This window comes from Stratiformator vulcanicus (assembly GCF_007744515.1).
GTDB lineage: Bacteria > Planctomycetota > Planctomycetia > Planctomycetales > Planctomycetaceae > Stratiformator > Stratiformator vulcanicus.
In genome coordinates this window covers 4,467,416-4,493,267 of sequence record NZ_CP036268.1, presented here as the reverse complement: position 1 = coordinate 4,493,267, position 25,852 = coordinate 4,467,416, and the positions used below count along the sequence as shown (strand labels likewise).

Here is a 25,852-nt window from a genome sequence, read left to right as displayed (position 1 = left end):
AAATTGCTGTGGGATGCCCATCGGTCCGAGTTCTCGAGTCCCTGTCTTTACATTCGCGACGGCACTACTAATTGGCAGATTTACTGACCACGCCGTCCTGGTCGAGGGTGTCGGCGGCAATCCAGCCAGACATTAAGACCATCGGCATGCCCGGGCCCGGGTGAGCCGAACCGCCGGCCAGATATAGGCCGGTCACGTCTTTGCTTCGGTTCGCGGGTTTAAATGCCCCCGTAAATTTACCGTGGCTGGCGAGACCATAAATCGCACCGTTGAGCACATGATACCGCTCGTGGATGTCCTGTGGCGTCAAGTGCTGCTCGACTTCGATGCGGTCTTCAATGTCTTCCATTCCCGCGGTTCGCTTCAACTTGTCGAGAATCACCTGCCGATATTCGGGCAGCATCTTCGACCAATCGTGGTGATCGCGTAAGTAAGGCGTATGAACGAGCACGTAGAGTGCCTCCCCACCTTCCGGCGCCACGCCGGGTTCGGTACGGGCGGGAGCGGCGAGATAGCACGTCGGATCGGGAGCCGGTTCACCCTTGCGATAGATCGCCTCGAACTCTTCCTCGGCGTCGCGACTAAAGACGAAGCAGTGATGCAGCAGATGCTCGTAAGATTCTTTCAGACCAAGATAGAGAACCACACCGGAGCAGGCCGGCTCGTATTGCCGACGATTTAAGAATTTCTGTGCCGGCTTGCCCTCAATGAGTTCGCGGTGTGTGCGAACGGAATCGCTGTTCGAAACGACCGCGCCACATTCAATAAGGTCACCGTTGACCGCACGAACTCCGGTGGTGCGACCGTTTTGGGTTTCAATATGAGCGACGTGAGTGGACGGCCGGAATTCGACGCCCAATTCGCCCGCCAGTTTGCACAGAGCTTCGGGCACCGCCCGCGTGCCGCCGATCGGATACCAAATTCCTTCTTCGGTCTGCATATGAGCGATGCCGCACAGCACGGCGGGCGATTGATCGGGGGCGCTGCCGACATATTGGGTGAAGTGGTCGATCATCTGCGCGACCCGTTCGTCCGGCACGTACTTTCGGACGGTTCCCGCAACACTCGAGCCCATTCGCAACGACATCACGTCTTTAAGGACTTTCGCATCGAACATGCCGTCGGCTTTGAAGGTGTCCATCAAGCCGCCGACCGACTTCCAGAAGAAGAAACGGTCGGAAACGCCGTTCAACTTCTCGGCATAGTTGAGGAACTCCTCGTAACCATCCGCCGATGTTCCGCTGCCTCCGGTAAATTCCGCGATGTTCTGCTTCATCTGGTCGACGTCGGACACAAGGTCGAGCACGCCACCGCCGCTCGCCGAATCGGAATCGAAGAAGCACCGCCACTGCGGGTCGAGCGGCCGCATGTCGAGATAGTCGGCCATCTCGCGACCGGCTTCGGCGAAAATGCGCTTCAAGACCGAGGGCAGGGTGACGATCGTCGGCCCCATGTCGAAGCGATATCCGCCTTCATGCAGGATCGCCGCCTTGCCGCCGAACCATTCGTTTTTGTCGAGCAATGTGACTTGATAGCCGCGGGCGGCTAACACGCAGGCCGAGGCGAGGCCGCCCAAACCCCCACCGATCACGACGATACGTTCGTTCGAGGCGGACGAAGTTGAATGTGCTTCCAGCGGCTCGGCGATACTCATCGGGGTTTTCCAGTTCGATAGCCCGACGCGCAAGCGAGGGCGAATAATGTGTTTTGACTTTTTTGATCCAAGATAGCACCCTCGCTTGCGCGTCGGGCTATATATGTTCGCCGTTTAACGTTGTTCTCGTTGCCTCTTCACCGCTTCAGACAGGAAAGCAAACCCCGCCTTGGCTCGAGCCCAAGGGCTCTTCGCGTGGGCCGAGGCGATGTAATTTTTAAAGAATTGTTCGTAAGTTTCGTCGGGCGGGGTCAAATGAGGTCGCCACGATGCTCGCTGCACGACGACCGTCTTCGGCTGCGTCATCTCGATTAAACCCTGTCCGCCGCGGGTGACGCCGAAACCACTCTCTCCGCGCCCCCCGAAGGCAATTCTCGGATCGGCCGTCGGAATCAAAAAGTCATTGATCACGACGCAACCGGCATTAATTTGTGCAGCGAGTGATCGCGCCGCCGTTTCATCGGTTGAGAAGATCGTCGCGCCCAGCGCGTAGGGACACCGGCGGTCGAATTCGAGGGCTTGCTCGTCTCCGGTAACGCGGACGATCGACAGCAGCGGGGCGAAAATGTCCGCCTGCAACAATGCCATCTCAGGCGAAGCGTCGCGCAGCAAAATCGGCGCGACCACATGGCCTTCGACCTGCCCGGCCAGTTTGGTTGCTCCGTCATCACAGGCTTCGTCGACCAGCCGCGAAAGGCGGCCGGCCAGTGTCGGTTCGATCGCGGCGCTCGGCAATTCGGCAAACCGAGCCGACAGTCGGTCGGCGAGCTCATCGCATATCGAATTGTGGACGAGCACGCGACGGGGAGCGATGCACGTGGCGCTGCCGTTGAAGGTCATGCCGAGGGCGAGGCAATCGACGACCAGATCGAGGTCGGCGTCGCCGCGAACGTAGACGGCATCACAGCCTGAAAGTTCCATGGCGGCGGGGGTGAGATGCTCCGCCGTTTGAGCGAGCACCTTGCGACCCGTCGCAGCGGCGCCGGTCAGGATGACTTTGTCCGCGCCGGAGGTTCCCTCGGGCGGCGTGATGGCGGTCTGGGCGGCGGAGGTCGCTTCAGAAAGCACGGTGACGAGGTTCGGGTCGAGTCCGCACGCCACAACGGCTTCTCGCAGCGCGACCGCGGCGGCGTGACTTCCTTTACCGGGCTTAAGCAGCACGGCGTTGCCGGCTACGAGAGCCTGAAGCATCTGCACGCCCGGCAGTAGCAGCGGATAGTTCCAAGTCGCGATGATCAGCACGACGCCGAACGGTTCCCGATGCTCCTCGGCAATGACGCCTTTCAACCAGCCGGGTCGGCCGCGTTTTGAGAGCTTTTTCGGCTCTAAGAGCCGCGGCGCTTCCGACTCCAAGAATTGGCAGGCGTCGGCCAGCGGGAGCAGTTCAGAGGCCAGGGTCTCGGCGCGATTGCGTCGCTGCGGCAGTTCAACCGCATACGTGAAGTCATCGGGTCGTGCGGCAATTTGCTCGCGAAAGCGGCGGACGATCTTCAGTTTTTCTCGGAGCGGCTGCTCTGCCCAAGCCGACTGGCTCGACCGCGCCTGCGTCAGGGCCTCCGAAACGAATGCGACCTCGTCGGGGTCGTCGCTGTGAGAACGGCGGTCGATATTGGGGCGCTGTGCGGTGATTGTGGACATGTTCGGTCGATCCATCGAGACGGTCGCCGCAACGGTGCGGTCGGAAAATATCATATCAGGAAGCAACGGCCTCGGCTTCCAAAGCATCATCGGCGGAGCCGCGAGAGATGAGGGCCGGCGGCTCGTCGGTCTCAGGAAACTCTAAACCGAAGTCCCCGCAGAGCAGGCGACTGGTGATGCGTGCTGACTCGTAAATCACCGGCAAACCACTTCCCGGGTGAGTTCCGCCGCCCACGAGATAGACGCCGTCAAGGTCTTCGAAGCGGTTTCGCGGCCGCAAGTGCAACATTTGCTTCAGGCTGTGAGCGAGATTGAACGTCGCACCGATGTGAATTTCGTAGTCGGTATCCCAATCGGCCGGTGTGATGATCTTTTCAAAGCGAATTCGCTTCTCAAGATTCTCGATTCCTAAATGTGCGAGCTGTCGCATCACGACTTTGCGGAATCGATCTTTCTCGACGGACCAGTCGACGTTCGGATGCTGATGCGTCACCGGGGCGAGCACGTATAGCGTGCTGCAACCTTTCGGGGCGAGCGAGTCATCCGTGATTCCGGCGTTCTGAACGTAGACGCTGGGATCGTCCGAAAGCACATGGTCGCTCTCGATCTCTCGCAGGTTGCGGTCGTAGTTTTCAGAGATGTAAATCGTGTGGTGCTGCAACTGCTCTTCGAGACCTTCAATCCCCAAATACATCATGTAGGTGGAGCAACTGAACTCCTTCTTCTCGATTTTGCGATCGGTCCAGCGACGGCGAATTGTGTCGGGAACGAGTCGCTGCATCGCGCGGGCGAAGTCGGCGTTGATGACCAAAGCATCACAGGACTCTTCGCCGGATGCGGTCTTCACACCAACGGCTTTACGCCCGTCGAAAAGAATCTCTTCGATCGGCTCGGCGGTATGCAGTTCAACGCCCATCTCGACGGCGATTTCAGCCATCCGCTCCGAAATCTGCCCGCACCCGCCGTACGGATGCCAGACGCCGTGTTCGTATTCGAGAAACGCCAGAATTGAAAACAGGCTCGGACATCGGAAGGGAGACATCCCGAGATACTTCGACTGAAAGCTGAACGCGATTCGCAGCCGCTGGTCTTTGAAGTAGCGTTTCAGGTCCCCGTCAACCGACAGCCACGGCCGCAGGACCGGCAGGGCTGCGATGAGCCCGGGCGACATCAAATCGGTCAGCTTGCTGAAGGGGGACTCGAGCGCAGGCCGGAATTTCTCCAGCTTGTGGCGGTTCTCCGTCAGATAGCGTTCGAAGTTCCCGACGTCGCGTGGATTGATCGACGCGATCTGTCGTTCCATTTTCTCGACGTCACGGGTGGCGTCGAGTTGGCCGCCTTGGCCGAAGATCAGCCGATATTGCGGATCGAGCCGCGCCATCGGTACTTCGTCAGCCAGATCACGTCCGACGGCGGAGAATACTTCCTGAAGGACCCGAGGATACAGAAAAAAGGTTGGCCCGCAGTCAAAGCGAAAACCTTCGGCGCGGATCGAACTGGTCCGGCCTCCCACGCTCGGGCGGCGTTCGTAGAGGCTCACCTGGCAGCCCGCATGACGCAGCAGCATTGCCGCGGCCAGACCGCCCGGTCCGGCTCCGGCGATGATGACCTTCGGAGCTCTGTTCCGCGAATGATTTGGTCCAGCGGTCATAGAGGTGCTTCAAAGATGCGGAATTCGCGGTGGTCGGATCAGATCGCAACAACAGATTGTTGACGACTTCGCTGAATTGGCGAGCCTCAGACTTCGGTGTCGTTCTGCCTTCAGTCGATGCGGCTTCGGGCGGATGAACTTAACACATTCGATCTGAACGGGTTAAGCCGAATTTTCGAGTGAGTTGTTGGCCCCACAAACCCGACGGGCCTCACAAAATTTCCACCAGATGGGGAGGGCCTCCCATTTTAGCGGACGCGAGCAGCGATTCGACTATAGTGCTCTGAATATTCTCCTGTCTCCGTCCCTCGGACGTTGCTTGAACACCGCCGCGCTTCGGATTGATGGTGCAGATTCCTTATGAACCTTGACGGCAAAACGTGCGTGGTGACCGGTGCCGCGGTCCGAATCGGTCGATCGATCGCCCTCGGGGCGGGCAGGGCCGGTGCCAATGTGGTCGTGCATTACGGAACCTCGAAAGACGAAGCTGAAGAGACGGCTGCGGAACTTCGTGAGTTCGGGGTGGGAGCGCTCACGATTTCGGCGGACCTGAACGACTCGGTCGCGACGGCCGAGGCGATCTTCGATGCGGCCCGCGACGCATTCGGGCCTATCGACGTGCTGGTCAACAGCGCGGCGATCTTTGAAAACGCGCCGCTGGTGGAGACGACCGAAGACCTATACGACCGGCACCAGAACATCAATCTGAAATCGCCGTTCTTCCTTGCCCAACAATTTGTGAAACAACTGCCGGGGGATCGTCGCGGACACATCCTCAATCTCGCCGACTGGCGGTCACGGCGAATTCCCCCCGACTTCATCGCCTACACGCTCGCCAAGGCGGGGCTTGCGGCAATGACGGAAGGGCTCGCGCAGCAGTTGGCGCCGCGCGTTCAGGTCAACGCGATCGCCCCGGGAGCGATCCTGCCGCCGCCCGGAAGCGATCCCGAGGAGTGGAAAAGCCGCAAGGTGCCGGAGATTCCACTGGGCCGAACCGGTGGACCGGACGACATCGCGGCCGCGGCGCTCTATCTTTTGCAGTCGGACTTTATCAGCGGCGAGATTTTGCACGTCACCGGAGCGGAGCACCTGTCGGGACCATGAGCGACCAAGTCATCATCAAAGACCTGCTGCTGCGGGCGATCATCGGAATCAATCCCGACGAGCGGATCAAAAAGCAGGATGTGCTAATCAACATCACGCTCGATTGCGATTGCGGTCCGGCCGGCCAGAGCGATGCGATCGACGATGCCGTGAATTACCGGACGATTTCGAAGAGGACGATCGATCTCGTCGAGAACTCCGAATTCTTTCTCGTCGAGAAGATGGCTGCGCAGATCGCTGCGATCTGTCTGGAAGATGACCGCGTGACGACTGCGACGGTCAAAGTGGAGAAGCCGACTGCCGTCCGCTTCGCCGCCTCCGTCGGCGTTGTGATCACGCGGTCAAGGTGATGAGTTTAGATGCCCGGCGAGTCGAAATTTCGACTGTCTAGTGCGAAATCCTTGCATCAGCGGAGCCGTTCGACGAACGTAATCCCTCGCCTACATTCGTGTCTGAAGCCCCCGCTGTGCATCGCGCTTTCGTCGGAATCGGATCCAATATCGACCCGGAGCAGAATCTGCCCGCGGCTATCGAATTGCTGGCCAGCCACGGCGAAATCCTAGCCGTCTCCCGCGTCTACGAAACCGCGCCGGTCGGTTTCACCGATCAGGCCGACTTCTTGAATGCGGCCGTGCTCGTGGCGACCGAATTGTCGCCCGAACAGTTCCTCAGCGATGTCGTCGGCGAAATCGAGACACGTCTGGGCCGAGTCCGCGATCCCGAAAACAAGATGGGGCCTCGCACGATCGATCTCGATCTGGCCCTGTTTGACGATCTCGTGGGCGAATATGCGGGGCGAACGCTGCCCGATGGCGACATCTTTCGATATGCGTTTCTCGCCATTCCGCTCGCCGAACTCGATCCCGACTATCGACACCCGACCGACGGGCGCACGTTGGCCGAGATAGCAGCGTCATTCGAAAACAGGCTCGACGGGATGGTCTTGCGGGACGACGTCGATCTGCGGTCGTAACTTGTTCGAGCAGATTCGTGACTTTTCTCACAGAAGGTAGCGAGCCGGTGCCTACGATAACGCCGGTCGGACATCGGTTCCGATGCGAAGAAACAATTTGTATTTTTGACGAGAGCGAAGATTTATGCGTCGCACAAATGTATTTGGCTTAGCAGTGGTTGGCTTCGGATTGCTCGTTTCGGGGTCTGCGGTGATCGCCGGGGAACTCGCCGAAGGAGACGAGGCCCCCGGTTTTTCGGCTAAGGACCAATCGGGGGATAAGCAGAAGCTCTCTGACTTCACTGAAGACGGGTCGGTCGTGCTCGTCTTCAGCCGGGCGCATTGGTGCCCGTTCTGTGCCGGGCATCTGAGGTCGCTTCAAGCGAAATACTCCGCATTCAAAGAGGCGGGTGCCGAGGTTGTCGTCGTGTTGCGGGAAGAGCGTGACGGAGCCGAAGGCATCGCCAAGATGCGGAGAGCCTCCGGCGCGAAATTTCCGATCCTGATCGACGCCCCCGCCGAAGCGACCTCGGCTTACAGCACTCAGGGGTACGATGCGTACGTGATCAATTCGAAAGGCAAAATTGTCAAAGTGATCGACGGCCTAAAGACAAAGCGACCCGCCGCGGGCGAACTGCTCGAAGCCGTCAAAGGCCTTTGACGGGTCCTTTTCGGCACTCGTGGGACCCCTACACATCCGCAGCGAGGGCAGGGGGGCCGATCCTTCGACTCCGCCGTGTCAAAATGGCCTGACATCGGCGGGATCGAGATTTCGAAGCAAGACGGGTGTCGATTAGCGATGCGTTGAAGTTCGGTCGGGACTGCCTGCGAACACATTTTCACCGAAAGGTTCCGCAACGCCGACTTCCGGGCTATGATCCCGTCCTGTCCGGTTTCGCAGTCCAATCTTTTTCTAAGTCATGCCACCGCCTCCCCTTTACGATCTGAAGCAATTCGACTTCGAGAACCCCGTCGTTACGCTCGACGAGATTCGTGAGTACAACCCGCAACGGCATGAGATGGAGCAGCTCAGCGGGATCGTGCATCTCGAGGAGGATCCTGTCGGAGTCGTCGGATTCAAAGATCTCACGCACGATGAGTTCTGGTGCCGCGGGCATATGCCGGGCTACCCGATCATGCCCGGCGTCGTCCAGTGTGAAGTCGCCGCCCAATTGGCCAGCTACTACTCCAAGCGATTCGAAATCCTCAAGGGCGACATTCTCGGTTTCGGCGGAATGAACGAAATTCGCTTCCGTTCGCCCGTCTTCCCGGGAGATCGCTTTGTCGTTGCGGCGAAGCTGCTCAAGCTTCGCGCCGGTCGGCAAGCCACGTTTGAATTTCAAGGATTTGTTGAGGACCGCATGGTCGTCAGCGGTCAGACCATCGGCGTGCCGCTGAAGACGGAGTGAGTCCAAACACAAGCCCGCAGCGCAAGCAAGGGACCGTCCGTATTGATCCTCCCTCCCTTATTGAATGCCACACGCTGAACCTCGATCTTCGTCCATGCAGCAGCAACCCCCCGGCGAAGTCCTCCGCCCATGGTTCGTGACATTGGAAGACGTCGAACCTCAACTCGATTGGGCGACCTATTTTGAACGCGAGCAGCCTGTCGAACTCGACATCGGCTGCGGCCGCGGACTCTTCCTCGTCAACGCCAGCGATGCCGAACCCGAGACGAATTTCCTCGGGATGGAAGTCGATTTCAAAGAGGCGCGGCGCACTGCCAAACGCTTGAAGAAGCGACGGCAACCGAACGCCCGCGTGATTGGCGGCGATGCCAAATACGTCATGAAACGGCTGATCGATCCGCACTCGGTCTCCGCCGCCCATGTTTACTTTCCCGATCCGTGGTGGAAGCAGAAGCAACGCCATCGCCGGCTCTTCGACGACGTGTTCGTCGACCTGCTCGATCGTGTCGTCAAACCCGGCGGACTGGTCCATTCTTGGACCGACGTGCCCGAGTATTTTGAAGTCATCTCCGGCTTGATGAATCACGATGACCGCTTCGAACAGCTGCCCCCGCCCGACGAACGCCCGCCCGAACACGAACTCGACTACCAGACGAGTTTCGAACGCAAAGCACGCGAAAAAGGCGTCCCCATCCACCGCGGCCTCTGGCGGCATTGATCCATCAGCAAATCATTCCAACAAGCCGCGCATAAAATAATGAACCCGTCCGCTATAGATGCCAATAAGCCGCGCACGAAGTAAGCGGATCAACGACGAGTATCCGCTTACTTCGTGCGCGGCTTGTCCTCTTAAAAGCGCCGATCATCCGATTGCACGGGAAGCGGCGCGAGGTCACTTTGGCGGAATACGAGCTTTGATGGATAACAAATTGTGGCATCGCGGAATGTAACTCTCGACTCCGATGCCCCTCGGCGCTGGCCCACCGTTGAAGTCCGTCGCGGCCTGCGGCACCTGCGCGGCACCTCCTTTGAGTTGAAGCAACTCATCGCCGAGGTCGGTCCATTCCGCCTCTCCCTTCACGATGACTTGTTCGACCTGCTCGTGAGGGTGATCGTCTCGCAACAGGTCTCGATGAAAGGCGCCCGCACCGTCGCAGCCCGGTTGCTCGAGCAGACCGGCAAAGAGCGATTCGATCCCGCGACGATCACGAAGCTCGGAGTCGATCAAGTCCGCAGTGCCGGCATGACCAATGCTCGTGCCAGTTACATCGTGTCCGCCGCCGAGGCCGTGCAGGCCGGCTCGCTGCCGATGGATTCGCTGTGGGAGATGCCCGACGCAGAAGCGATGAAAGCACTCGTCAGCGTCCGTGGCATCGGGCGCTGGACCGCCGAGATGATTCTCATCTTCGGCTTAGGCCGCACCGATGTCTTCCCGCCGGGCGACCTGGGCGTCCGCAACGCCATTGGCCGGGTCTTCGACTACAGCGCCTCGCCTCCACCAAAAGAGTGCGAAGTCCTTGCCGAACAATGGCGACCCTACCGCACGCTCGCCACGTGGTACCTCTGGCGACTCGCCGACATCGATGATCGGGCGGCAGCAGAGTTGGAGGTGTATCCGGTGTGATTAATTCGCCCGAAGACTTTGCGAACGCTTGCGACCGGACCTGTGTCAGAACGTGGGTGCACTTCTCATCAAACAGATTTTCGGGTCGGAATCATGAACAGTCTGGTCGCTCGCAGGCTGAGGGGAATCGAGGTCATTGGAGCGGCAACGGAGATTTTAACCCGGAATCGATCGGTCGGTCGCGATGTCGGCTTTCTGGATGCGGCCGAAGTCCAATGGTGGTGGGTCGACGGCGGTTTCGACGATCCAGCAAATCAACTGGTATGGTTTAATCAAGACGATCGCCCCATTGCCGTATTCTTCCAGTACGACAGCGGCCCGGCATGGGAGGCGGATATCTTCTGGGACGCCCAGTTGGAGCAAACGGTACGGCGAGAGGTTTGGCCTGTCTACGAAGAATTACTGACCGCGCTGCCGAACGATAAGCCCGCAAAAATAATGATCGACGGCCGCGATGTGGCCACGGCGACAACTCTGAACGAACTCGGCTGGCATAAGTCGGAAGAATCGCTGGTGCAGACCGTTCTTGCCAACAATAAAGCTGTGTTGGCAGCTACGCTTCCTCACGGATTTCAGTTCACCGACGAATTGCGTCGTGACTCCTCGCGCGTCCACCCCATGACCACGCGAAAGGGCGAACGTGTCGACGAGCTGCTAAAAGAATGCTCCCTCTACCGGCCAGACCTCGATCTGCACATCCTCGCCCCTGATGGAACGATGGCGGGCTATTGCCTGTGTTGGCTCGACGAAAAAAACAGCGTCGGAATCTTCGAACCTGTTCGAGTGGAACAGGAATTCCAGAGGCGAGGCTTGGGCACTGCATTGATGCACGAAGGTGTCCGCAAACTTCAGCGAGCGGGAGCCAACTGTATCAAGGTCTGCTATCGATTCGGGAACTCGGCTGCAGAGGCCCTGTACCGAAAAGTTGGCTTCGAACCGGTTTTTGAAAAGCAGCTTTATCTCCGGAACTGAGCGCTTTCAGAGCCGCATCGGTCAAAGCAAAACGCACCCGGCGGGATTCGAACCCACGACCTACGGTTTAGGAAACCGTTGCTCTATCCTGCTGAGCTACGGGTGCAGTTTGTTCTCGCTGTGTTTTGAGGCGGGAAGTCTCCACCTGATTCTGCCCGACATAGTATCGCATCGTCGCGGCGATGTCCCGGTGCCGCATCAACTCGCAGAGTAAAATCGCCGACACCGCCTTCGACCGCCACCAATATCTCGGTCCGATATCGGACCGAGATATCTTGTCTCAAAGCCCTATCGTTAAATTCACCTGAGTGTCACCACAACAACGGTCAGCGTGTGATTCTGGTCAACTGCGAAAGCAGTCTCGTCCGTTGGGGCATCACCCCTGTTTGAGTCGATGGCGGCACGCATCCGAATGCTTTTTCGGCAACTTCGAAAGCCGTTTTTCCCGTTAGCCATCGCGGGCGAGCCTGGAGAAGCCCCGCTCGATGACGCTCCCCTGCGATCGCAGCACTTCCGCTTCATGCCGGTTCCTAATGATCTGCTCGGTCGTTAATCGTTTCGGCGGCATCGCGTGCCTCCCCTGTCTTAGATGCCAATCGAAGGATTTCTCACCCAGCAAGTGGCTTCGGTTTGTGGGGGCCGGTCAGGGTTCTCACTTCCCGCGGCGGTATAAGGGACGTGACGCGACACTGGTGTGATTCCGGGGTTGTCGGATCACGAATAACATGCCTGAGGTCATTGGATCGAGTCTGTACGGGACCACTTGGTCATTTCCGATATAGCTGACCGTAACTGCGAGCGGTTCGCCGTGTAACCGACTTTTAATATTTCCTGGTTATCTGTTCTCAAATCGTCTGAAGTGTGCACGTTCCTAGTCGCAAACCCATCGCATCGAGGCTTCCACGCCGAACGTTCTTCGCTGGCCAACGCGTCGCAAAATTAGATAGGTGAATAACAGGAAAATGACCGCGAGCAGCATTGCCATCCATAGCGGCATTGCCTTCATCCAGTAATAAGTCGGCTCTTGGCCTACCGCAAGAGCGTAAATCCACATAGGCCAGACATGGACAAGGTGGTGGACGATATAAACCGTAAATGCATATTGGCTGAACAGCTTTGCCGCTGCAAACAAATGACCGGGATTTTCTGCGGCGGTCGGACTATCGAAGTAACGATGTGTGACGCAAAGCAGCAGCAACGTCAGCCCGATGGTGCCGCAGATGTATTCGATGGTCGGCGGGTACATTGTCCATCCGCCAAAATAATTGGTCGAGACAAGGGTTGGTAGAAGAGGTCTTGTCTGGATCAATAGGCCCGCGGTCAATGCGAGAAGTCCGCCCGTGGCGACTAGATAGTGCGACTGCGATCTAGATTGTTCTGCCTCTTCTTCACGTGAAAACAGGTGTTGGCTGGAAACATAGCCTAGAAGTGGAAAAGCCAGCCATGGGAATACCGGGAAATACCCGGCGATCCCGAATCCGATGAAGATGTCTGATAACGTTAGATCGGGGTCGAAGTACCCGTTCGCCCAATAGCTGTTGTAATCAATAATCAGCCTGAGTATCGGGCTGATGAGAACCGACGCCACGGCCATCATAATGATGACCTCTTTGGGAATCCTACGAACAAAGTTAAGGACAACAAGCCCCACGCCTATAAACGTCAATACATCCCAGTTGAATGTGTCTTCCGGCAACCAAACTAAGATGTTGAAAGCGATACCAACCCCGAATACGAAGAGGCCACGGCGAACGGAAATTTTGGAAACCTCGGACTCCGATTTTCCGCGAGAGAATTGACCCCTTGTCCAAAGGTAATAGCTGACGCCAGATAGGAACGCGAAGAGGGGCGCCCCGAAGCCCGCGAAAGGCATTACGACGCCAGACAGATTCTCGCCGAAATGCACAAAGACCATAACGAAAATGGCGAGAGCTCTTAGGATATCAATCGAGGCGTAACGCATTACGTGCTGCTTGCGCCGGCGAGAATTTCGGCGACCGAAAATAGTACTTGAACGATCAGGATAATTATAATGATCCATTCGAGAATGTGGCCGGTTCTGGCTTGAGAATAATCACTGGATCGCTGCCCGCATAACTCATAAACCTCCTCAAAAACTTCCAGCTGATCACTCACAAATTCGTGGCGGTAAGTAATCCGCGTTCGATCGCGAAGGCGTTCATTAAGTTGGCTGGCGAGAGTGGGCGGATAGAGATGTGGAGAATGGATAAAGGGGCCAAGGCGGGCCAGCCTTGCTCGAGTCAGGTATGTGAATTGGAACCGCTTTAGCAATGCGTTCTTCGTTTCGAGTGAGCTTTCGTTGAAATCAAACGCTAAGGGGATGTCGGCTTCCAACTGGGGCCATTCAGACCCTAGCTCACTCTCGATCCGTCTCATTTCAAGTTCGTAGTAAGAAACTTCGGCAATCGTGCGGCGTATCGTATCAACCTTATCGATGGGCGCATGGACGGCGCATCTGTCTATTGACCAAGAGACTTGTGTGCCCTGGAAGTTAAAAAAGTAGGGTGTTGGCGTGTGTGACCCAGAAGATTGCTGCGTCCATTGTTGCATTTCAGTGGCCACATCACCGGGGACATCTGTCGAACCCAGTTTGCGATCTGTCGCGTCGGTTGGGAGAAATAGAAAGTCGAATTCGGCTTCGACTCTGGAGTGATTTGATTGCGTTTCATTCTGCCGAACTGCCCAGAGTTGCAGCGGCGGCTCAAATTGATGGATTACCGTATCGCTTTCATTTAGTTGATTGACAATCAAAATGCTTTCGACCGAGGCGTCAGGGAAGGCCTCCGACTGGAAGTCACTCCGAAGGGGTTGCTGCGGTGAAGATATTGTTCGTTCATCCATTTTCACTCGCCGTTCTGCGATAAAGCTTGATCAGCAATTTGACCGGTAATCCAAGCCGCGACGTATTGGGCCGAATCCAAGACCCCGTTCAGGGTGGAATCAAACAAATAGTCGCCGACAAAGAACAAATTTGGGTGTTCGATCGGCTCCGGCTGATGGCGACGATCGTGTGGTTGGGGAGTTTTGCCGGCAGGTATGGCATTCACGGCGCCCGACCAGCGGTGGACCTGCCCTTCAATGAAACCACTGCACGATTGGGAATCTAGCTGTGTTAGAGTCTCCAATGCTTTCCCGATGAGAGCTTCGTCGCTCAATTCGCTCATGACCGCGGCAGCCTCGCCGGCGATTAACCAGCCCAAGACGCCGTGCGTGCAAGACGGGTCGCGCGAAGACTCGTCGTAGAGACAGCATCCCCCAAAGTCTTCCAGCATCCAAAAAGAGTCACTGTGTTCTTCTCGCCAAAATGGTCTTTCAAAAAGAGCACTGATGCGTAGGTAGTGAGCTGGGAAATGATATGTGTTGTAGTGAGTATTAATCGCTTGTGACAGTCGCGTGCTTTGAAAGGAAACGCTTTGTAACTGATTGTGGGGCAGCGCAATGATTACATAGTCGAAGTCGTCGTAGCAGGGTTGTCCGTCGACTTCGGACACAACACGCAGTGATTCATCAACCTTTAATACTTCTCGAACGGGTGAGCTCATGCGAAAGCTGGCGCTGCTTCGTGCGGCTAATTCTTGCGGAAGCCGTTCGTTGCCGCCGACGATTCCGTAGAGTTGCATGTAGGCGGGGTCGTTCATCAGGTAATTCTGCAGGCCATAGCAGGCCGTGGTTTGGGCCGGCTCAGTTGCCAGGTCGCTGTGAATGACCATTTCAATCAGTTTTCGTGCGGTGGAGTGTGTAATCGTTGACAGCCGGCTGTCAAAATCGCAATTCAGCGTCCCGGTAACTCCTTCAGGGTCGTCCGAGTGGTAAAACTCTTGGGGGGTCATTTCCTCTCTGGCACGGTTGTCAAAGTCTTTGAATGCCTGCGCCACATCGTGGCCTAGGTAGTCGGTAATGTCGTCGAGACTCGTAAACTTCTGGTGTCCGAAGATGAATGCGCTTCCCCCCATCCGCGAAATGGGTAGCCCTAACTCGAGGATAAGATCTTTAAGCGGATCTTCGTCGAAGTGAGAGTAGTCATAAAACTCCGCGGCTCCCGCTTCGTACCGAATGGGGGCATTGTTGAAGTGCGGGGTCAGAATCTTGCCGCCACAGCGCTCGGTCGCTTCGAAAATGGTAATTGCCAATGGAGCTGACGCTGACTTCTGTAAGTCATATGCCGACATGAGACCGCCAGGGCCCCCTCCGACGATTCCGACCCGCCATTGATGCATTACAGATCCTACGCGTGGGCTGAAACAAGTTGTGGCAGGACGAAGGCGGGGATAACGATGGCGACTGAGCAGATCGAATAATATGAAAACCGAAAATGTTCTCGGAAGACCTGAAACACCGCGGCGGCCAAATGGTTTCGTGAAAAGTATCCGAAAGAATGAGTTTTTTAAATGCCGCGCCAGGTTTCAGTCGAAGAGTGCCGAACTCGACTGGGCCACCTGAAAAGCGAGTCTCGACAAATCAGAAACGCACGTTATTGAATTTGCTTCCGGTGAAGCAGCAGTGTTAGTGACCCTCTGGCATCGCGACACTTGGAACAATTTCTAAACGCGGGGAAGCCGGATTTTTGCGTGATTGCCCACGAGGGTCGAGCGCGGAGAAAACTATATTCTTTTTAGGCGAATGGCGATTCCGCACCTGCTTTAGGAAATTGTCGCTCTATCCTGCTGAGCTACCGGTGCTGAAAGTGCGAGATGTGGCAGCATGGTTTGAGGATCGTCGGGCGTATGCTGCTTTAGTGCAAGTGGTCGCTTTGAGAACCTGAAACGAGACGTTGTCACGACAGGCAGCCGGGTCGGTTATCGCGGAGAGACTTTCAGGCATCGCACATTGCCCGCCCGGTCGCGGCACACGAGTTGGCCACTGGAAAAGGCGACGTGGGGCCAGGCGTCGGTCTTCGACAAAACTTTTTTAGCGGCCAACTGTAGGTACTCGTCAGGGGAGCGTTTGGCCGTTTCAGCGAGGAGCAGGTCGCCCCGGTTCGCGTAGACGATGAGGCGATCATCGCCGGTGAGAATACACGAACCCTGCGAGCCGACTTTTCCGCCTCTCCATATCTCACTGCCGGTCTCGAAATCGACGCATCGCACGCCGTTCCAGGCCCAGTAAATCCGTCCGTCGTGAATGATCGGACTGCAGACTCCGGAGGCGAGTCCCTCGGTTTTCCAGACTTCGCGCGCTCCGCGAGTCGTAATGTCTAAGCGGCACATCGCCGACTGATTATAGGCGGACGTAATCACGACCGAGTTCTCGTGGACCGCCGGTGAAGCCACGTTGTTGCCGAAGTCGGTCGTCCAAGGGTAGATCGCGATCGTGCGCCCCGGCGTCTTCCCATCAATCTGCGTCACGACCAGATTGCGAAGCGTCAGCACCGCGACACATTGCATCCGACCGACCTTTAAGAGCACAGGCCCGGCGGTGTGCCCCGCTTCGTCTTGATTCTTTGACGTCCAGAGTTGGCGTCCGGTGCGTTTATCAAACGCGACGACGTTTCCCTGATCGCCACCGACTTCGACAATCAGTTGGTCCCCGTGCGCCAGCGGGGCTCCGGTGTACCCGTAGTCGCGACGCGTTCGGCGGCGTTTGGCCACTTCGGGGCGGCGACCGGCATGATAGTGATCGTAAAGATTAAGCGACCAGACGTTCTTGCCCCCATCGCGGGTGTCCCACGCGTTCAAATCGCCGTCGACACCGAGGGTGAAGAGGAACTTGGTTTCGGCGTCGTACTCAGGCGTCGGCGAGGAGCCGGAGTACAAACTCTGGTCGCCGACCGCATGTCGGCCATAGCGCGGCTGAGGATACGATTGCCGCCAGCGTTCCTTGCCAGAAGTCGCATCGAGGCAAACGATCGCATCGCGGTTGCCGGACCATCCTTGAAGGTAAACGCAATCGCCGACGATCAGGGGTGAAGAACTACCCGCACCGACTTGCGCGCTCCAGATTTGTTCCTCGATCCAAGAGCCGCCGTCCCAGCCGGAAGTCTCCGACGTCAGACCGTTTCGATTCGGTCCGCGCCAATGGTCCCAATCGGCGGCGGTCACCATCGACGAGGTCAGCAGGATCAATATAGCGAAGCCCTTAGTCAAAGAGCGTCGCGATATCTGCACGGCGGCGGCACCAAAGAGCGATCGGGCTGAACGCGTTTGCGATGACTCAACAAGTTTCATGTGGATCACTCGGGCGGGAAACAGGAGGTCGAAGGCGGCGCTGCCGGATTTACTTCGCTCGATAACGTCGCCCAAAGCTACCAACCGGTCGTCGAGATGCGTTCGCCGGTGGGTTGTACCAGTCGGCGACATTCGACATTTCCTTCGACAGCAACAGCTCCGAATCGCACATTGACAGTGGGAATAATGCACAAGATAATGTTGATGCGATAGGCATAATGTTCTGATTTGGGACCAAAGCCTCAATCGTGAGATTTCGCCGTGTCGACCGCTTTTCGTGAATCATTCTGATCCGGACGAACGTCTTGTTCGAAACGCGGGTCGATAATTCGAGATACGAGTCCCGCCTGACCGCTCGCCCAGAGTTCCCATGCGTAAACTGCTGATTGCCATTGCGTTATGCCCGCCCGCCACACTTTGTAGTGCCGCGGATGAAGCATTTCATCGTGATGTGGAGCCCTTTCTGAAGAAGCACTGCTACCAGTGCCACGACGCTCGGCAGGCAGCCGCTGGCTTCCGCATCGACGAGTTGGGGGCCGATTTCTCGGTCGCCAAAACGCCGGAAATGTGGCGCGAGGTCATCGACCGCATCAACATCGGCGACATGCCGCCGGAGGACGAAGCTCGTCCCGATCCGAAAGAGTCTTTTGCTGTCGTCGAATGGGTCGGCCGGGAACTGCGTCGTACCGAACGGGAAGCGAAAATGGCCGGGGGTCGAATCCAACTCCGCCGGCTCAACCGACGCGAATACATCAACACCGTTCGCGACCTGCTATTGATCGATGAGAACTTTGCGTCGACGACGTTGATGGAAGCAGTTCCCCCCGACGGGAAAGCCGAGGGCTTCGACCGCGTGAGTGCGGCGTTATTCGTCGACGCGACTCAGATGGACGCTTACCTGGAAGCCGCCAGTTTGATTTCCGACGAAGTGATCGTCTCCGGCTCCGAGCCGGAGGCCCAGAAAATTGTCTCGGAATCTGAAGACAGTACGCGAAAGACTAAGGGTGTCGTGAAGGAATCGCTGCTTGGCGAAAGCTTCAAAATCCCCGCCGGCGTCCAGAAGTACGAGTTCAAAGATAACGGCGTGCTGCACATTCAGAGTCACTATGGCTACGACAAAGGGCCGAAGTACTGGGGTAAAATCTTTCAGAGCGTGAAGCTCAATGATCTCGTGACGAGTGACGGCTATTACCGTATCCGAATGAAAGCCGGAGCATCGGTCGGATCACGGGGCGCACCGATCAAATTAAAATATTCCTACGCCGATAGCACGCCGGTCGCGTCGGAGAAGATCGTCGAACTACCTCACGATCTTGACGATCCGGACTGGGTCGAAACAGTCATGTTTCTGCGGGCCGGGCAGCCCGGTCAAAAGCGTGGGTTGGGTATCTCGTGGAATGGCATTGAAAAGGTCATCGGCGGGAACGGAACTTGGTATAAGAAGATTAAGAACCCGTCCCGAGTTGTGACCAGAGAGATCGCCGCGGCGAAGAAGTCGGGCGATAAGCAAGCGCTGAAGGAAGCGTACGCCGAGCGCGATCGGCTTCTTGATTTGGCTGGAAAGTTTAATGAGCCGTTCTTTTCATATGCTAACGAATGGGCCGGTCGCGAAGATGAAGTGCCGAAACTCTTCGTCGACGTCATCGAAGTCAGCGGACCGGTTCACCAGTCATGGCCGCCGGCAAGTCACCAACTGTTGCTGGGTGAAGAGACTTCGGCAGACAGGACACTGGCTGAAGCCCGAGCGGCGATTGAGAAATTGCTGCCGCGGGCCTTCCGGCGACCGGTCCAGCCGGGTGAGGTCGACCGTGTGCTGGCGATCGTTCAGGCAGGCATTAATCAACACGGCATGAACTTTCCACAGGCGATGCGGCTCGGGCTGCAGAAAGTGCTGTGCTCTCCGCAGTTCCTTTATATCGCAGAGCCGGTCCCGAGATCGGCTTCGGTGTCGGACGGTGTCCGCGAATTAAACGATTACGAACTCGCATCGCGGCTCTCGTATTTCCTATGGAGTACGATGCCCGATGAAGAATTGTTTCATCTCGCCGAGCAGGGAAGGCTGAGCGACCCGAAAGTGCTGCGGTCTCAGGTGACGCGAATGCTTGACGATCCGAAGTCGCAACAGTTCGTCGAGAGCTTCGCCGGTCAGTGGCTGCAGGTCGAGCTGTTCGGCAGCGTTCAACCGGGGATGTATCTCTACCCCGACTATGATCAGTCATTAGAAGAGGCTTCAAAAACCGAAGCGCTCGCCTTCTTCGCGGAGATTCTGGCAAGCAATCTGGCGATCACGAATTTCCTAGACTCCGACTTTCTGGTCATTAACGAGCGGTTGGCCGAGCATTACGGCATTAAAGGTGTGAAGGGAAAAGAATTTCGTCGTGTGGCGATTAAGCCCGAGCATCACCGCGGCGGCATCTTCGGCATGACCGGATTGATGACGCTATTGGCAGATGGGACGCGAACACTGCCGGTTCGTCGGGCCGCTTGGATCGTCGAAAATCTCTTTAATGATCCTCCTCCGCCCCCGCCGCCAAATGCCGGGGAAGTGCAGCCCAATACCAAGGGAGAGAATCTGACCGTCCGCGAACGGCTGGCCCTCCACCGCGATGAGCCGACCTGTGCGTCTTGTCATGCCAAGCTCGATCCGTACGGTCTCGCGCTCGAAAACTACGACGCGATCGGAGCCTGGCGAACCAAGGCGAATGGTGAGAATTTCCGCAATCCCAAGAAAGCTCCGGAACTCGACGTGAGTGGCCAGTTGCCCTCCGGTCGTAAGTACTCAAGCCTCGAAGAGTTTAAAGTCGCGCTTCTGGCTGAAAAGAAGAAATTTGCGAAGGCCTTCAGCGAGAAGCTGCTGACATACGCCCTCAGCCGACCGGTCGGTTATGTCGACTATAAAACGGTCGACGACTTGGTCGCGGCATTGGAGCAGAACGACTACCGCATTCGGCCGCTCATCCAAGCAATCGTGGCTTCGGAGCCGTTTCAAACCAAGTAGTCATAAGCCTTTCAATTATTGATCGACTAACTTCCAAGCACTCGCAACTCAGCTAGAACGGAAACACCATGAAACCTCGCTATAGCCGCAATCCGCTCGATCGCCGCAGTTTCCTTAAGGGGGCCGGAACGGGGGTCGTCCTCGGTCTGCCAATGCTGGAAGCGATGAGCCGCAACGCGCGGAGCGTCGCGACGGCCGGCGAAATTACGGCCGATGAACGCCCCAAGCGGTCAGTCTTCACATTCTGGGGTCTCGGCATGAACGGCCGAGACTACACGCCGAAGGCGACTGGCAAGGATTATCAGCTCACGCCGATCCTTAAGCCGCTTGCTCGGCACCGAGATGACTTCACCGTCATCAGTGGTTTAAAGCTGACCCACTCCGGTGGCCACGGCGGCGATCGGACTTTCCTCACCGGAACGGCTACGCATGATGCCGACACCGAGCTCCGCATTTCGGCAGATCAGGAACTGGCCGAAGCGATCGGTCACAAGACGCGATTCCCCTCACTCCAACTCGGCATTCGTCGTGGGACCGGCTTTGGTGCGCCGCAAGACAATACCTGTTCGTGGACGCGGAGCGGAACGCCGCTGCCGGCCGAGAACCGGCCGCACGCCCTGTTCGAGAAACTATTCCGCCCCGAGACTCCGGAGTCGATCGCCAAGCGCGAACAGAACTTCGGCATTCAAGAAAGTGTACTCGACTCGGTTCGTGATGAAGCGAAACGGCTCAATGAAACCCTTGGTAAAAACGATCGAGAGCGGCTCGAAGAATACTTCACGTCGATCCGTGACCTCGAAAATAAAATGTCGGCCGACAAACGCTGGCTCTATAAGCCGAAGCCGGAGGTCGCGCGGCCGGAGTTCGGAGATGAGCAAAGCCTCGACCCCGATCGCGGCGGGCTCGACTACGTCCGCTATCAAAAGCTGATGTATGACGTGATCGCGTTGGCGCTTCAGACCGACAGCACGCGCGTTATTTCCTATATGGCTCGTAAGGATAATAGCGACGGAACCGGCGCGTTCCGCGGGTCGACCGACAACCCGTACGGCTATCACACGATGACCCACCACGGCGAAGACAACGACAAACTCAAGTGGTGGACGATCGTTGACACGAATTATATGGAATTGTGGGCCTACCTGCTCGATAAGCTCAAAGGCATTAAGGAAGGCGATGGGACGCTGCTCGATCACACGCTGCTCGCATGGGGGTCCAGCGGCGGCACGGTCAATGCCCACAATCGCCATCAACTTCCGACGATGATTTGCGGCGGCAGTCGCCTCGGTGTGAATCACCAGGGACATGTCCGCAACGATGACCAATATCTCGGAAACCTCTGGCAAACGATGTTCGGTGTGATGGGCGTTCCGGTTCCCGAAGATTTTCAGGGCGGCGAAGCCGACGGCGTCATCAAAGAAATCGTTTAGAACTGGTTTCAAATCGTCTGGCATACAAGCCCGAGGCGCGAGCCGTCGGGAACATCACTGGTTGGTCGACCATCGACTTGCGCGTCTGGCTAGTGTTAAAACTGCCTTTAGTTGGTCTAACGAATAGCGGGCAAATTGACGAGGGAGCGTGTCGACTATCGACCCGCTCCCTTTTTGTTTGCACTCTTTTTATTTGTGAATTGCCTGATAGTGCGCTATTGTGGTCGCTTCGGCTACCTACCACTCGGGTAATGTTTCTCCCGCGAAATTACTATGTTGCGTTTCATGACCAAGAACTTTCTCTTAATTGCAGTAATCTTTGGTGCCTCAGCGGCGCGGGCCGACGACCGGCCCAATATTGTTTGGATCGTCGCTGAAGATATGAGCCCGGACCTTGGCTGTTACGGCGACAAGTATGCCGCCACGCCGCACATTGACGCGTTAGCGAAGCGGAGCGTTCGCTACACTCGATTCTTCGCCGAGTCGCCGATGTGTTCGCCGTCGCGGAGTACGATCATCACAGGCATGCATAACGGCCCGCTCGGCACGTCGCGGATGCGGTCGTATCACCGCATTCCTGAATGGGTGCGACCGTTTTCGGCCTATCTGCGCGATACCGGCTATTACTGCACCAATAATAAGAAGACCGATTACAACCTCGCGCGTAATGCCGAGGGCGATGTGAGCGAGTTCGTCCGGGCTGCATGGGACGATTCGAGTCAGGCCGCGCACTGGCGGAATCGAACGGACGAGAAACCGTTCTTCAGTATCTTTAATTTCATGGGTACCCATCAGTCGCGGACGAGTCGCAACGACTGGGATTATTTTGTTGATGAGGTCCAATCCACACTCACGTCGGAGCAAATTCATAACCCGGCCGACGCCCCGCTTCCACCGCATTATCCTCAGTCCGATACGGCCAGGCGGACCGTTGCTCGCTACTACGACTGCATCTCGGCGCTCGATGATTTCGTTGCAAAGATCATTCATCAATTAAGAGAAGACGGCCTCGCCGATGAGACGATCATCTTCTTTTATTCAGACCACGGTGCCGGGCTGCCGACTGGAAAAGCTTGCGCAAGTGACTATGGCCTGAGATGCCCGCTCCTGGTGCATGTGCCGGAGCAGTTTCAAGAACTTGCCCCTGCCCGTCATGGCACGGTCAGTGATCGGCTGACCTGTTTTGCCGACCTGGCTCCAACGGTGCTTGAACTGGCGGATGTCGATTCGCCTGTTTACATGCACGGCATCCCGTTCTTGGGCCGGGGCGCTTCGAAGAAGCACCGCTATGTTCTCGGCACGCGCGACCGCATGGATGAAACCCGGGAAGTGACCCGCTGGATTAGCGATGGGCGGTATCTGCTTATCCGCAGGTATGCCCGAGATGTCCCGTACGATCAACAGACGATGTCGGCGCTCTACAACGTCGAGGGCGAACTGGTTCAGGAGATTCGGGAGAATGCCGACGAAGGAATATTGAATCCGCAGCAGCAACACTACTGGGAGACGAATCGTTCATCTCGATTGCTCTTCGATACGCAGTCTGACAAATGGTGCCTTAATGACTTGGCGAATGACCCGGCCCAGCAGGGGAGAATTAAGGAAATGGATGTGGCATTAAAGCACTTCTTAATCTCCGAACGTGATCTCGGGTTCTGGCCAGAGGCCGAGCTGGCGGAGGCCGAGCTTGCCGCTCCCGCCTATGAACTGGCGCGCGACGGTAAGGGATACCCGCTGGAACGTATTCTTGAAGTTACGGAACTGACATCGTTCGAGGAGATTGCAAACCACTTAAGTGATCCCGACCCTGCGATCCGCTATTGGGCGTTGAAGGGGCTTGCAACGCGACGTGACGAATTGGCTGAGATCAGACCAGCCCTGACATCACTGCTTGATGATGAAGCCGCATCGGTTCGTATTGAAGCAGCATCGCTACTTTGCACTGATGCCGAACACGACGACGCACTCGACCTGCTGGCCAAAGAACTCAATAGCGAAAACGGCTGGGCCGCGTGCCATGCGGCGAGGACGTTGGAACGCCTTGGTGAAAAGGCCCGGCCCAAACTGCCGGAGATGAAAGCCGCCTTAAAAAATCGCACATCGGGATTCTTTGTCCAGCCGAAAGGCCCGCGAGCCGCGCCCTACCCGCTCGAGTTCTCACTCATTTCCGCCATCGGGCAATTCGAGTCCAACTAACTGACTTTTCTTGGAGATCTGATCTTTGGCGCAAAAACTCATTGCTATTATTGTAACTCTGGCGTGTCTCGTTGCGGCTTCAGAGTTCGTCTCTGCCGCCGACCGTCCTAACGTCCTGTTCATCATGGCGGATGATCTAGGCGTCTTTCCGCGATGCTACGGAAATACGGCCATCGAGACACCACATATCGACTCGCTGGCCGAAACCGGTGTCCGGTTCGACGATGCCTATTGTCAATACCCTCTTTGCGGGCCGAGTCGATGCTCCCTGCTGTTCGGGAAGCGACCCGATGCGGTCAAAGTCTTCGTGAATGAAGTCTCTCCGCGATACGCTTTACCCGATGCGAAGACGCTGCCGCAGGCCTTTCGTGAAGCGGGCTATCGCACGATTAAGGTCGGCAAGCTGTTCCACGGCAATCCTTACGATAAGCGGCAGCAGGGTTGGCAGAACGACCTATGGGATGATGCCACAAGTTGGGAACAGGCCTATTGGTTCGATAGGGAAGCCATTAACCGCGAGGTCGATCAGATCGGCGCGAAACATGGCCGCTACAAGGGGGCGGGCTCGCTTGATTGGGTGATGTCCACGACGTCCTCAAAGCAATCACCGGACGGTCGGATTGCGACACTCGCCATCGAGAAAATGCAGGCGGCAAAGGCCGATCCCTTCTTCCTTGCCGTCGGCTTCTTCGTGCCGCATACGCCTTGGATTGCACCTGCCGAGCATTTTGAATCAATCCCGCTCGAATCAGTACCGTTGTTCACGGCGGCTGCATCGGAGCAGCGTGCTCTCGAGGTGATGCCGAAGAATGGTGACTACGATCGGGGCATGGACGACGCTCAGCGGAGAAAATCGGTCAAAGCCTATTATGCCTGCGTTCAATACCTCGATTCTCAGGTCGGTCGGCTATTGTCCGCACTCGAAGAGCAGGGGTTAATCGAGAACACGATCATCGTCTTTCTCGGCGACCACGGTTATCAACTGGGCCATCACGGCATGTGGCACAAGTACGGCCTCTACGACCAGACACTCCGAACGCCCTTGATCATCCGAGCGCCGAAACAGTCCACGAGTGGAGATATCTGTGAGCGACCTGTCGAATTCATCGACATTTATCCGACGCTCCTTGATCTAGCAGGCATTAAACCATTGGATGACTTGCACGGCCGCAGCTTAACGCCGCTATTGCGAAACCCCTCGGCACAATGGAATCACCCCGCTTATTCCATGCACGTGCCGGTTAACCGCGACGGCAGAATCGGCCGCAGTGTCCGTTACGGCGACTGGCATTACTTCGAATGGCGCGGCGACGAGACGCACGCATTTCTGTTCAATCTTAAGAACGACCCGGCTGAATTAAAGAATCGCGCGGCTAATCCGCAATACTTGGATCGCGTCAACGAAATGAAGTCTCTGCTTGCAGCGGGAGCCAAGGCCGTCCCCCCGAGTCCGAAGGCAATTGCTGCCCAGCAGTTCTGGCCGCCCAATTTGGATGAGATCGAGACGATCAATCGAACGCAGTAACGTCGTCACGTCCGAAGCCATCGGGGACAGGCACGATCAAGGGGGGCTCACCGGCCTCACGCCAATGCGGAATCGTCGGAAGGAACAACGCAACGTCTTCGCGACGATTTCCATCCGCGCTGATGAAAATGAAGACCGCGGCGTCTTCAGGCTCGGTATGGTGAAATCGCTGAAAAATTAATCCGTAGTAGATATCACTGAAGCTCTTCGAAATTTCGGGATCGTGGAGAACAATCTGATTCGCATCATGTGGAGTAATGAAGAGACGCGTATCAGTGTCCAGCATCGAACGTCGAATTAATTCGACATGCAAGCTGACGTCGGAGGTGATCGACCGCGAGAATTGGATAGGGATATCGATCTGACCGCAGCCGCGACTGACGGTGGTTAGTTCCATCGCGAGATAGAAAAGAACCGCAATTCCTCCCAGGATTGCCAAAGACAATCGGACCATCGGGTAGCCCCACAAGCGTCGTTTCCGATGCATTGGCGGAACTTCGCTTTGGAGTGACAC

The 25,852-nt window shown here is 56.9% G+C and carries 20 protein-coding genes and 1 tRNA gene; 12 read left to right on the top strand and 9 right to left on the bottom strand.

Annotated features, from left to right (window positions below; translation table 11 throughout):
- Positions 1-67: 67 nt before the first annotated feature.
- From Pan189_RS17860 to crtI, 3 genes are all read right to left on the bottom strand, one after another.
- Positions 68-1,654, bottom strand: coding sequence for a phytoene desaturase family protein (locus Pan189_RS17860; protein ID WP_145365443.1), 1,587 nt, complete (start codon positions 1,652-1,654; stop codon positions 68-70).
- A 114-nt stretch (positions 1,655-1,768) separates the two neighbouring features.
- Positions 1,769-3,292 carry an aldehyde dehydrogenase family protein gene (locus tag Pan189_RS17855; RefSeq protein WP_310820740.1) on the bottom strand — a complete coding sequence of 508 codons (1,524 nt, stop codon included), beginning with the start codon at positions 3,290-3,292 and terminating at the stop codon, positions 1,769-1,771.
- Between the two features lie 55 nt (positions 3,293-3,347).
- Complete coding sequence (crtI, locus tag Pan189_RS17850; protein WP_145365441.1) at positions 3,348-4,943, bottom strand: phytoene desaturase family protein; 1,596 nt, start codon at positions 4,941-4,943, stop codon at positions 3,348-3,350.
- Between the two features lie 360 nt (positions 4,944-5,303).
- Between crtI and Pan189_RS17845 the strand changes: the two genes are divergently transcribed.
- From Pan189_RS17845 to Pan189_RS17810, 8 genes are all read left to right on the top strand, one after another.
- A complete protein-coding gene (locus tag Pan189_RS17845; RefSeq protein ID WP_145365440.1) occupies positions 5,304-6,047 on the top strand; it encodes an SDR family oxidoreductase in 744 nt (247 codons plus the stop codon).
- Positions 6,044-6,397: a dihydroneopterin aldolase gene (folB, locus tag Pan189_RS17840; RefSeq protein WP_145365439.1), complete on the top strand. Its 354-nt coding sequence runs from the start codon at positions 6,044-6,046 to the stop codon at positions 6,395-6,397. The genes Pan189_RS17845 and folB overlap by 4 nt, the downstream gene beginning before the upstream one ends.
- A 116-nt stretch (positions 6,398-6,513) precedes the next feature.
- Positions 6,514-7,020 (top strand): 2-amino-4-hydroxy-6-hydroxymethyldihydropteridine diphosphokinase, encoded by a 507-nt coding sequence (folK, locus tag Pan189_RS17835; protein ID WP_310820739.1) that lies wholly within the window; start codon positions 6,514-6,516, stop codon positions 7,018-7,020.
- A 124-nt stretch (positions 7,021-7,144) separates the two neighbouring features.
- Complete coding sequence (locus tag Pan189_RS17830) at positions 7,145-7,660, top strand: peroxiredoxin family protein (protein WP_145365437.1); 516 nt, start codon at positions 7,145-7,147, stop codon at positions 7,658-7,660.
- A 259-nt stretch (positions 7,661-7,919) separates the two neighbouring features.
- Positions 7,920-8,408 carry a 3-hydroxyacyl-ACP dehydratase FabZ family protein gene (locus Pan189_RS17825; RefSeq protein ID WP_145365436.1) on the top strand — a complete coding sequence of 163 codons (489 nt, stop codon included), beginning with the start codon at positions 7,920-7,922 and terminating at the stop codon, positions 8,406-8,408.
- A 94-nt stretch (positions 8,409-8,502) separates the two neighbouring features.
- Entirely contained in the window at positions 8,503-9,126 is a 624-nt protein-coding gene (gene trmB, locus Pan189_RS17820; protein WP_310820738.1) for a tRNA (guanosine(46)-N7)-methyltransferase TrmB, read from the top strand.
- Positions 9,127-9,339: 213 nt separating this feature from the next.
- Positions 9,340-10,032, top strand: a complete 693-nt coding sequence (locus tag Pan189_RS17815; protein WP_145365434.1) for a DNA-3-methyladenine glycosylase family protein — start codon at positions 9,340-9,342, stop codon at positions 10,030-10,032.
- A 93-nt stretch (positions 10,033-10,125) separates the two neighbouring features.
- Positions 10,126-11,004 (top strand): GNAT family N-acetyltransferase, encoded by an 879-nt coding sequence (locus Pan189_RS17810; protein ID WP_145365433.1) that lies wholly within the window; start codon positions 10,126-10,128, stop codon positions 11,002-11,004.
- A gap of 32 nt (positions 11,005-11,036) precedes the next feature.
- Here Pan189_RS17810 and Pan189_RS17805 read toward each other — a convergent pair.
- The 5 genes from Pan189_RS17805 to Pan189_RS17785 form a co-directional block, all read right to left on the bottom strand.
- Positions 11,037-11,110 (bottom strand) — tRNA-Arg (locus Pan189_RS17805).
- Between the two features lie 765 nt (positions 11,111-11,875).
- Entirely contained in the window at positions 11,876-12,967 is a 1,092-nt protein-coding gene (locus tag Pan189_RS17800; RefSeq protein WP_310820737.1) for a heparan-alpha-glucosaminide N-acetyltransferase domain-containing protein, read from the bottom strand.
- Positions 12,967-13,866 (bottom strand): hypothetical protein, encoded by a 900-nt coding sequence (locus Pan189_RS17795; protein WP_145365431.1) that lies wholly within the window; start codon positions 13,864-13,866, stop codon positions 12,967-12,969. The genes Pan189_RS17800 and Pan189_RS17795 overlap by 1 nt, the downstream gene beginning before the upstream one ends.
- A 2-nt stretch (positions 13,867-13,868) precedes the next feature.
- Complete coding sequence (locus Pan189_RS17790) at positions 13,869-15,242, bottom strand: flavin monoamine oxidase family protein (RefSeq protein WP_145365430.1); 1,374 nt, start codon at positions 15,240-15,242, stop codon at positions 13,869-13,871.
- A 579-nt stretch (positions 15,243-15,821) separates the two neighbouring features.
- Positions 15,822-17,321, bottom strand: coding sequence for an outer membrane protein assembly factor BamB family protein (locus Pan189_RS17785; RefSeq protein ID WP_145365429.1), 1,500 nt, complete (start codon positions 17,319-17,321; stop codon positions 15,822-15,824).
- Between the two features lie 238 nt (positions 17,322-17,559).
- Here Pan189_RS17785 and Pan189_RS17780 point away from each other — a divergent pair, with 238 nt between their 5' ends.
- The 4 genes from Pan189_RS17780 (at position 17,560) to Pan189_RS17765 (ending at position 25,338) form a co-directional block, all read left to right on the top strand.
- Positions 17,560-20,187: a DUF1592 domain-containing protein gene (locus Pan189_RS17780; RefSeq protein WP_145365428.1), complete on the top strand. Its 2,628-nt coding sequence runs from the start codon at positions 17,560-17,562 to the stop codon at positions 20,185-20,187.
- A gap of 68 nt (positions 20,188-20,255) precedes the next feature.
- Positions 20,256-21,617 (top strand): DUF1552 domain-containing protein, encoded by a 1,362-nt coding sequence (locus Pan189_RS17775; protein WP_145365427.1) that lies wholly within the window; start codon positions 20,256-20,258, stop codon positions 21,615-21,617.
- Between the two features lie 273 nt (positions 21,618-21,890).
- Complete coding sequence (locus tag Pan189_RS17770; RefSeq protein WP_145365426.1) at positions 21,891-23,813, top strand: sulfatase-like hydrolase/transferase; 1,923 nt, start codon at positions 21,891-21,893, stop codon at positions 23,811-23,813.
- 25 nt (positions 23,814-23,838) lie between these two features.
- Positions 23,839-25,338: a sulfatase gene (locus Pan189_RS17765; RefSeq protein WP_310820734.1), complete on the top strand. Its 1,500-nt coding sequence runs from the start codon at positions 23,839-23,841 to the stop codon at positions 25,336-25,338.
- Here the strand turns inward: Pan189_RS17765 and Pan189_RS17760 are convergent.
- The gene (locus tag Pan189_RS17760; protein WP_145365424.1) at positions 25,322-25,825 is read right to left on the bottom strand and encodes a hypothetical protein; all 504 of its coding nucleotides are present in this window, start codon (positions 25,823-25,825) and stop codon (positions 25,322-25,324) included. The two genes, Pan189_RS17765 and Pan189_RS17760, sit on opposite strands and share 17 nt — an antisense overlap.
- Positions 25,826-25,852: the final 27 nt, after the last annotated feature.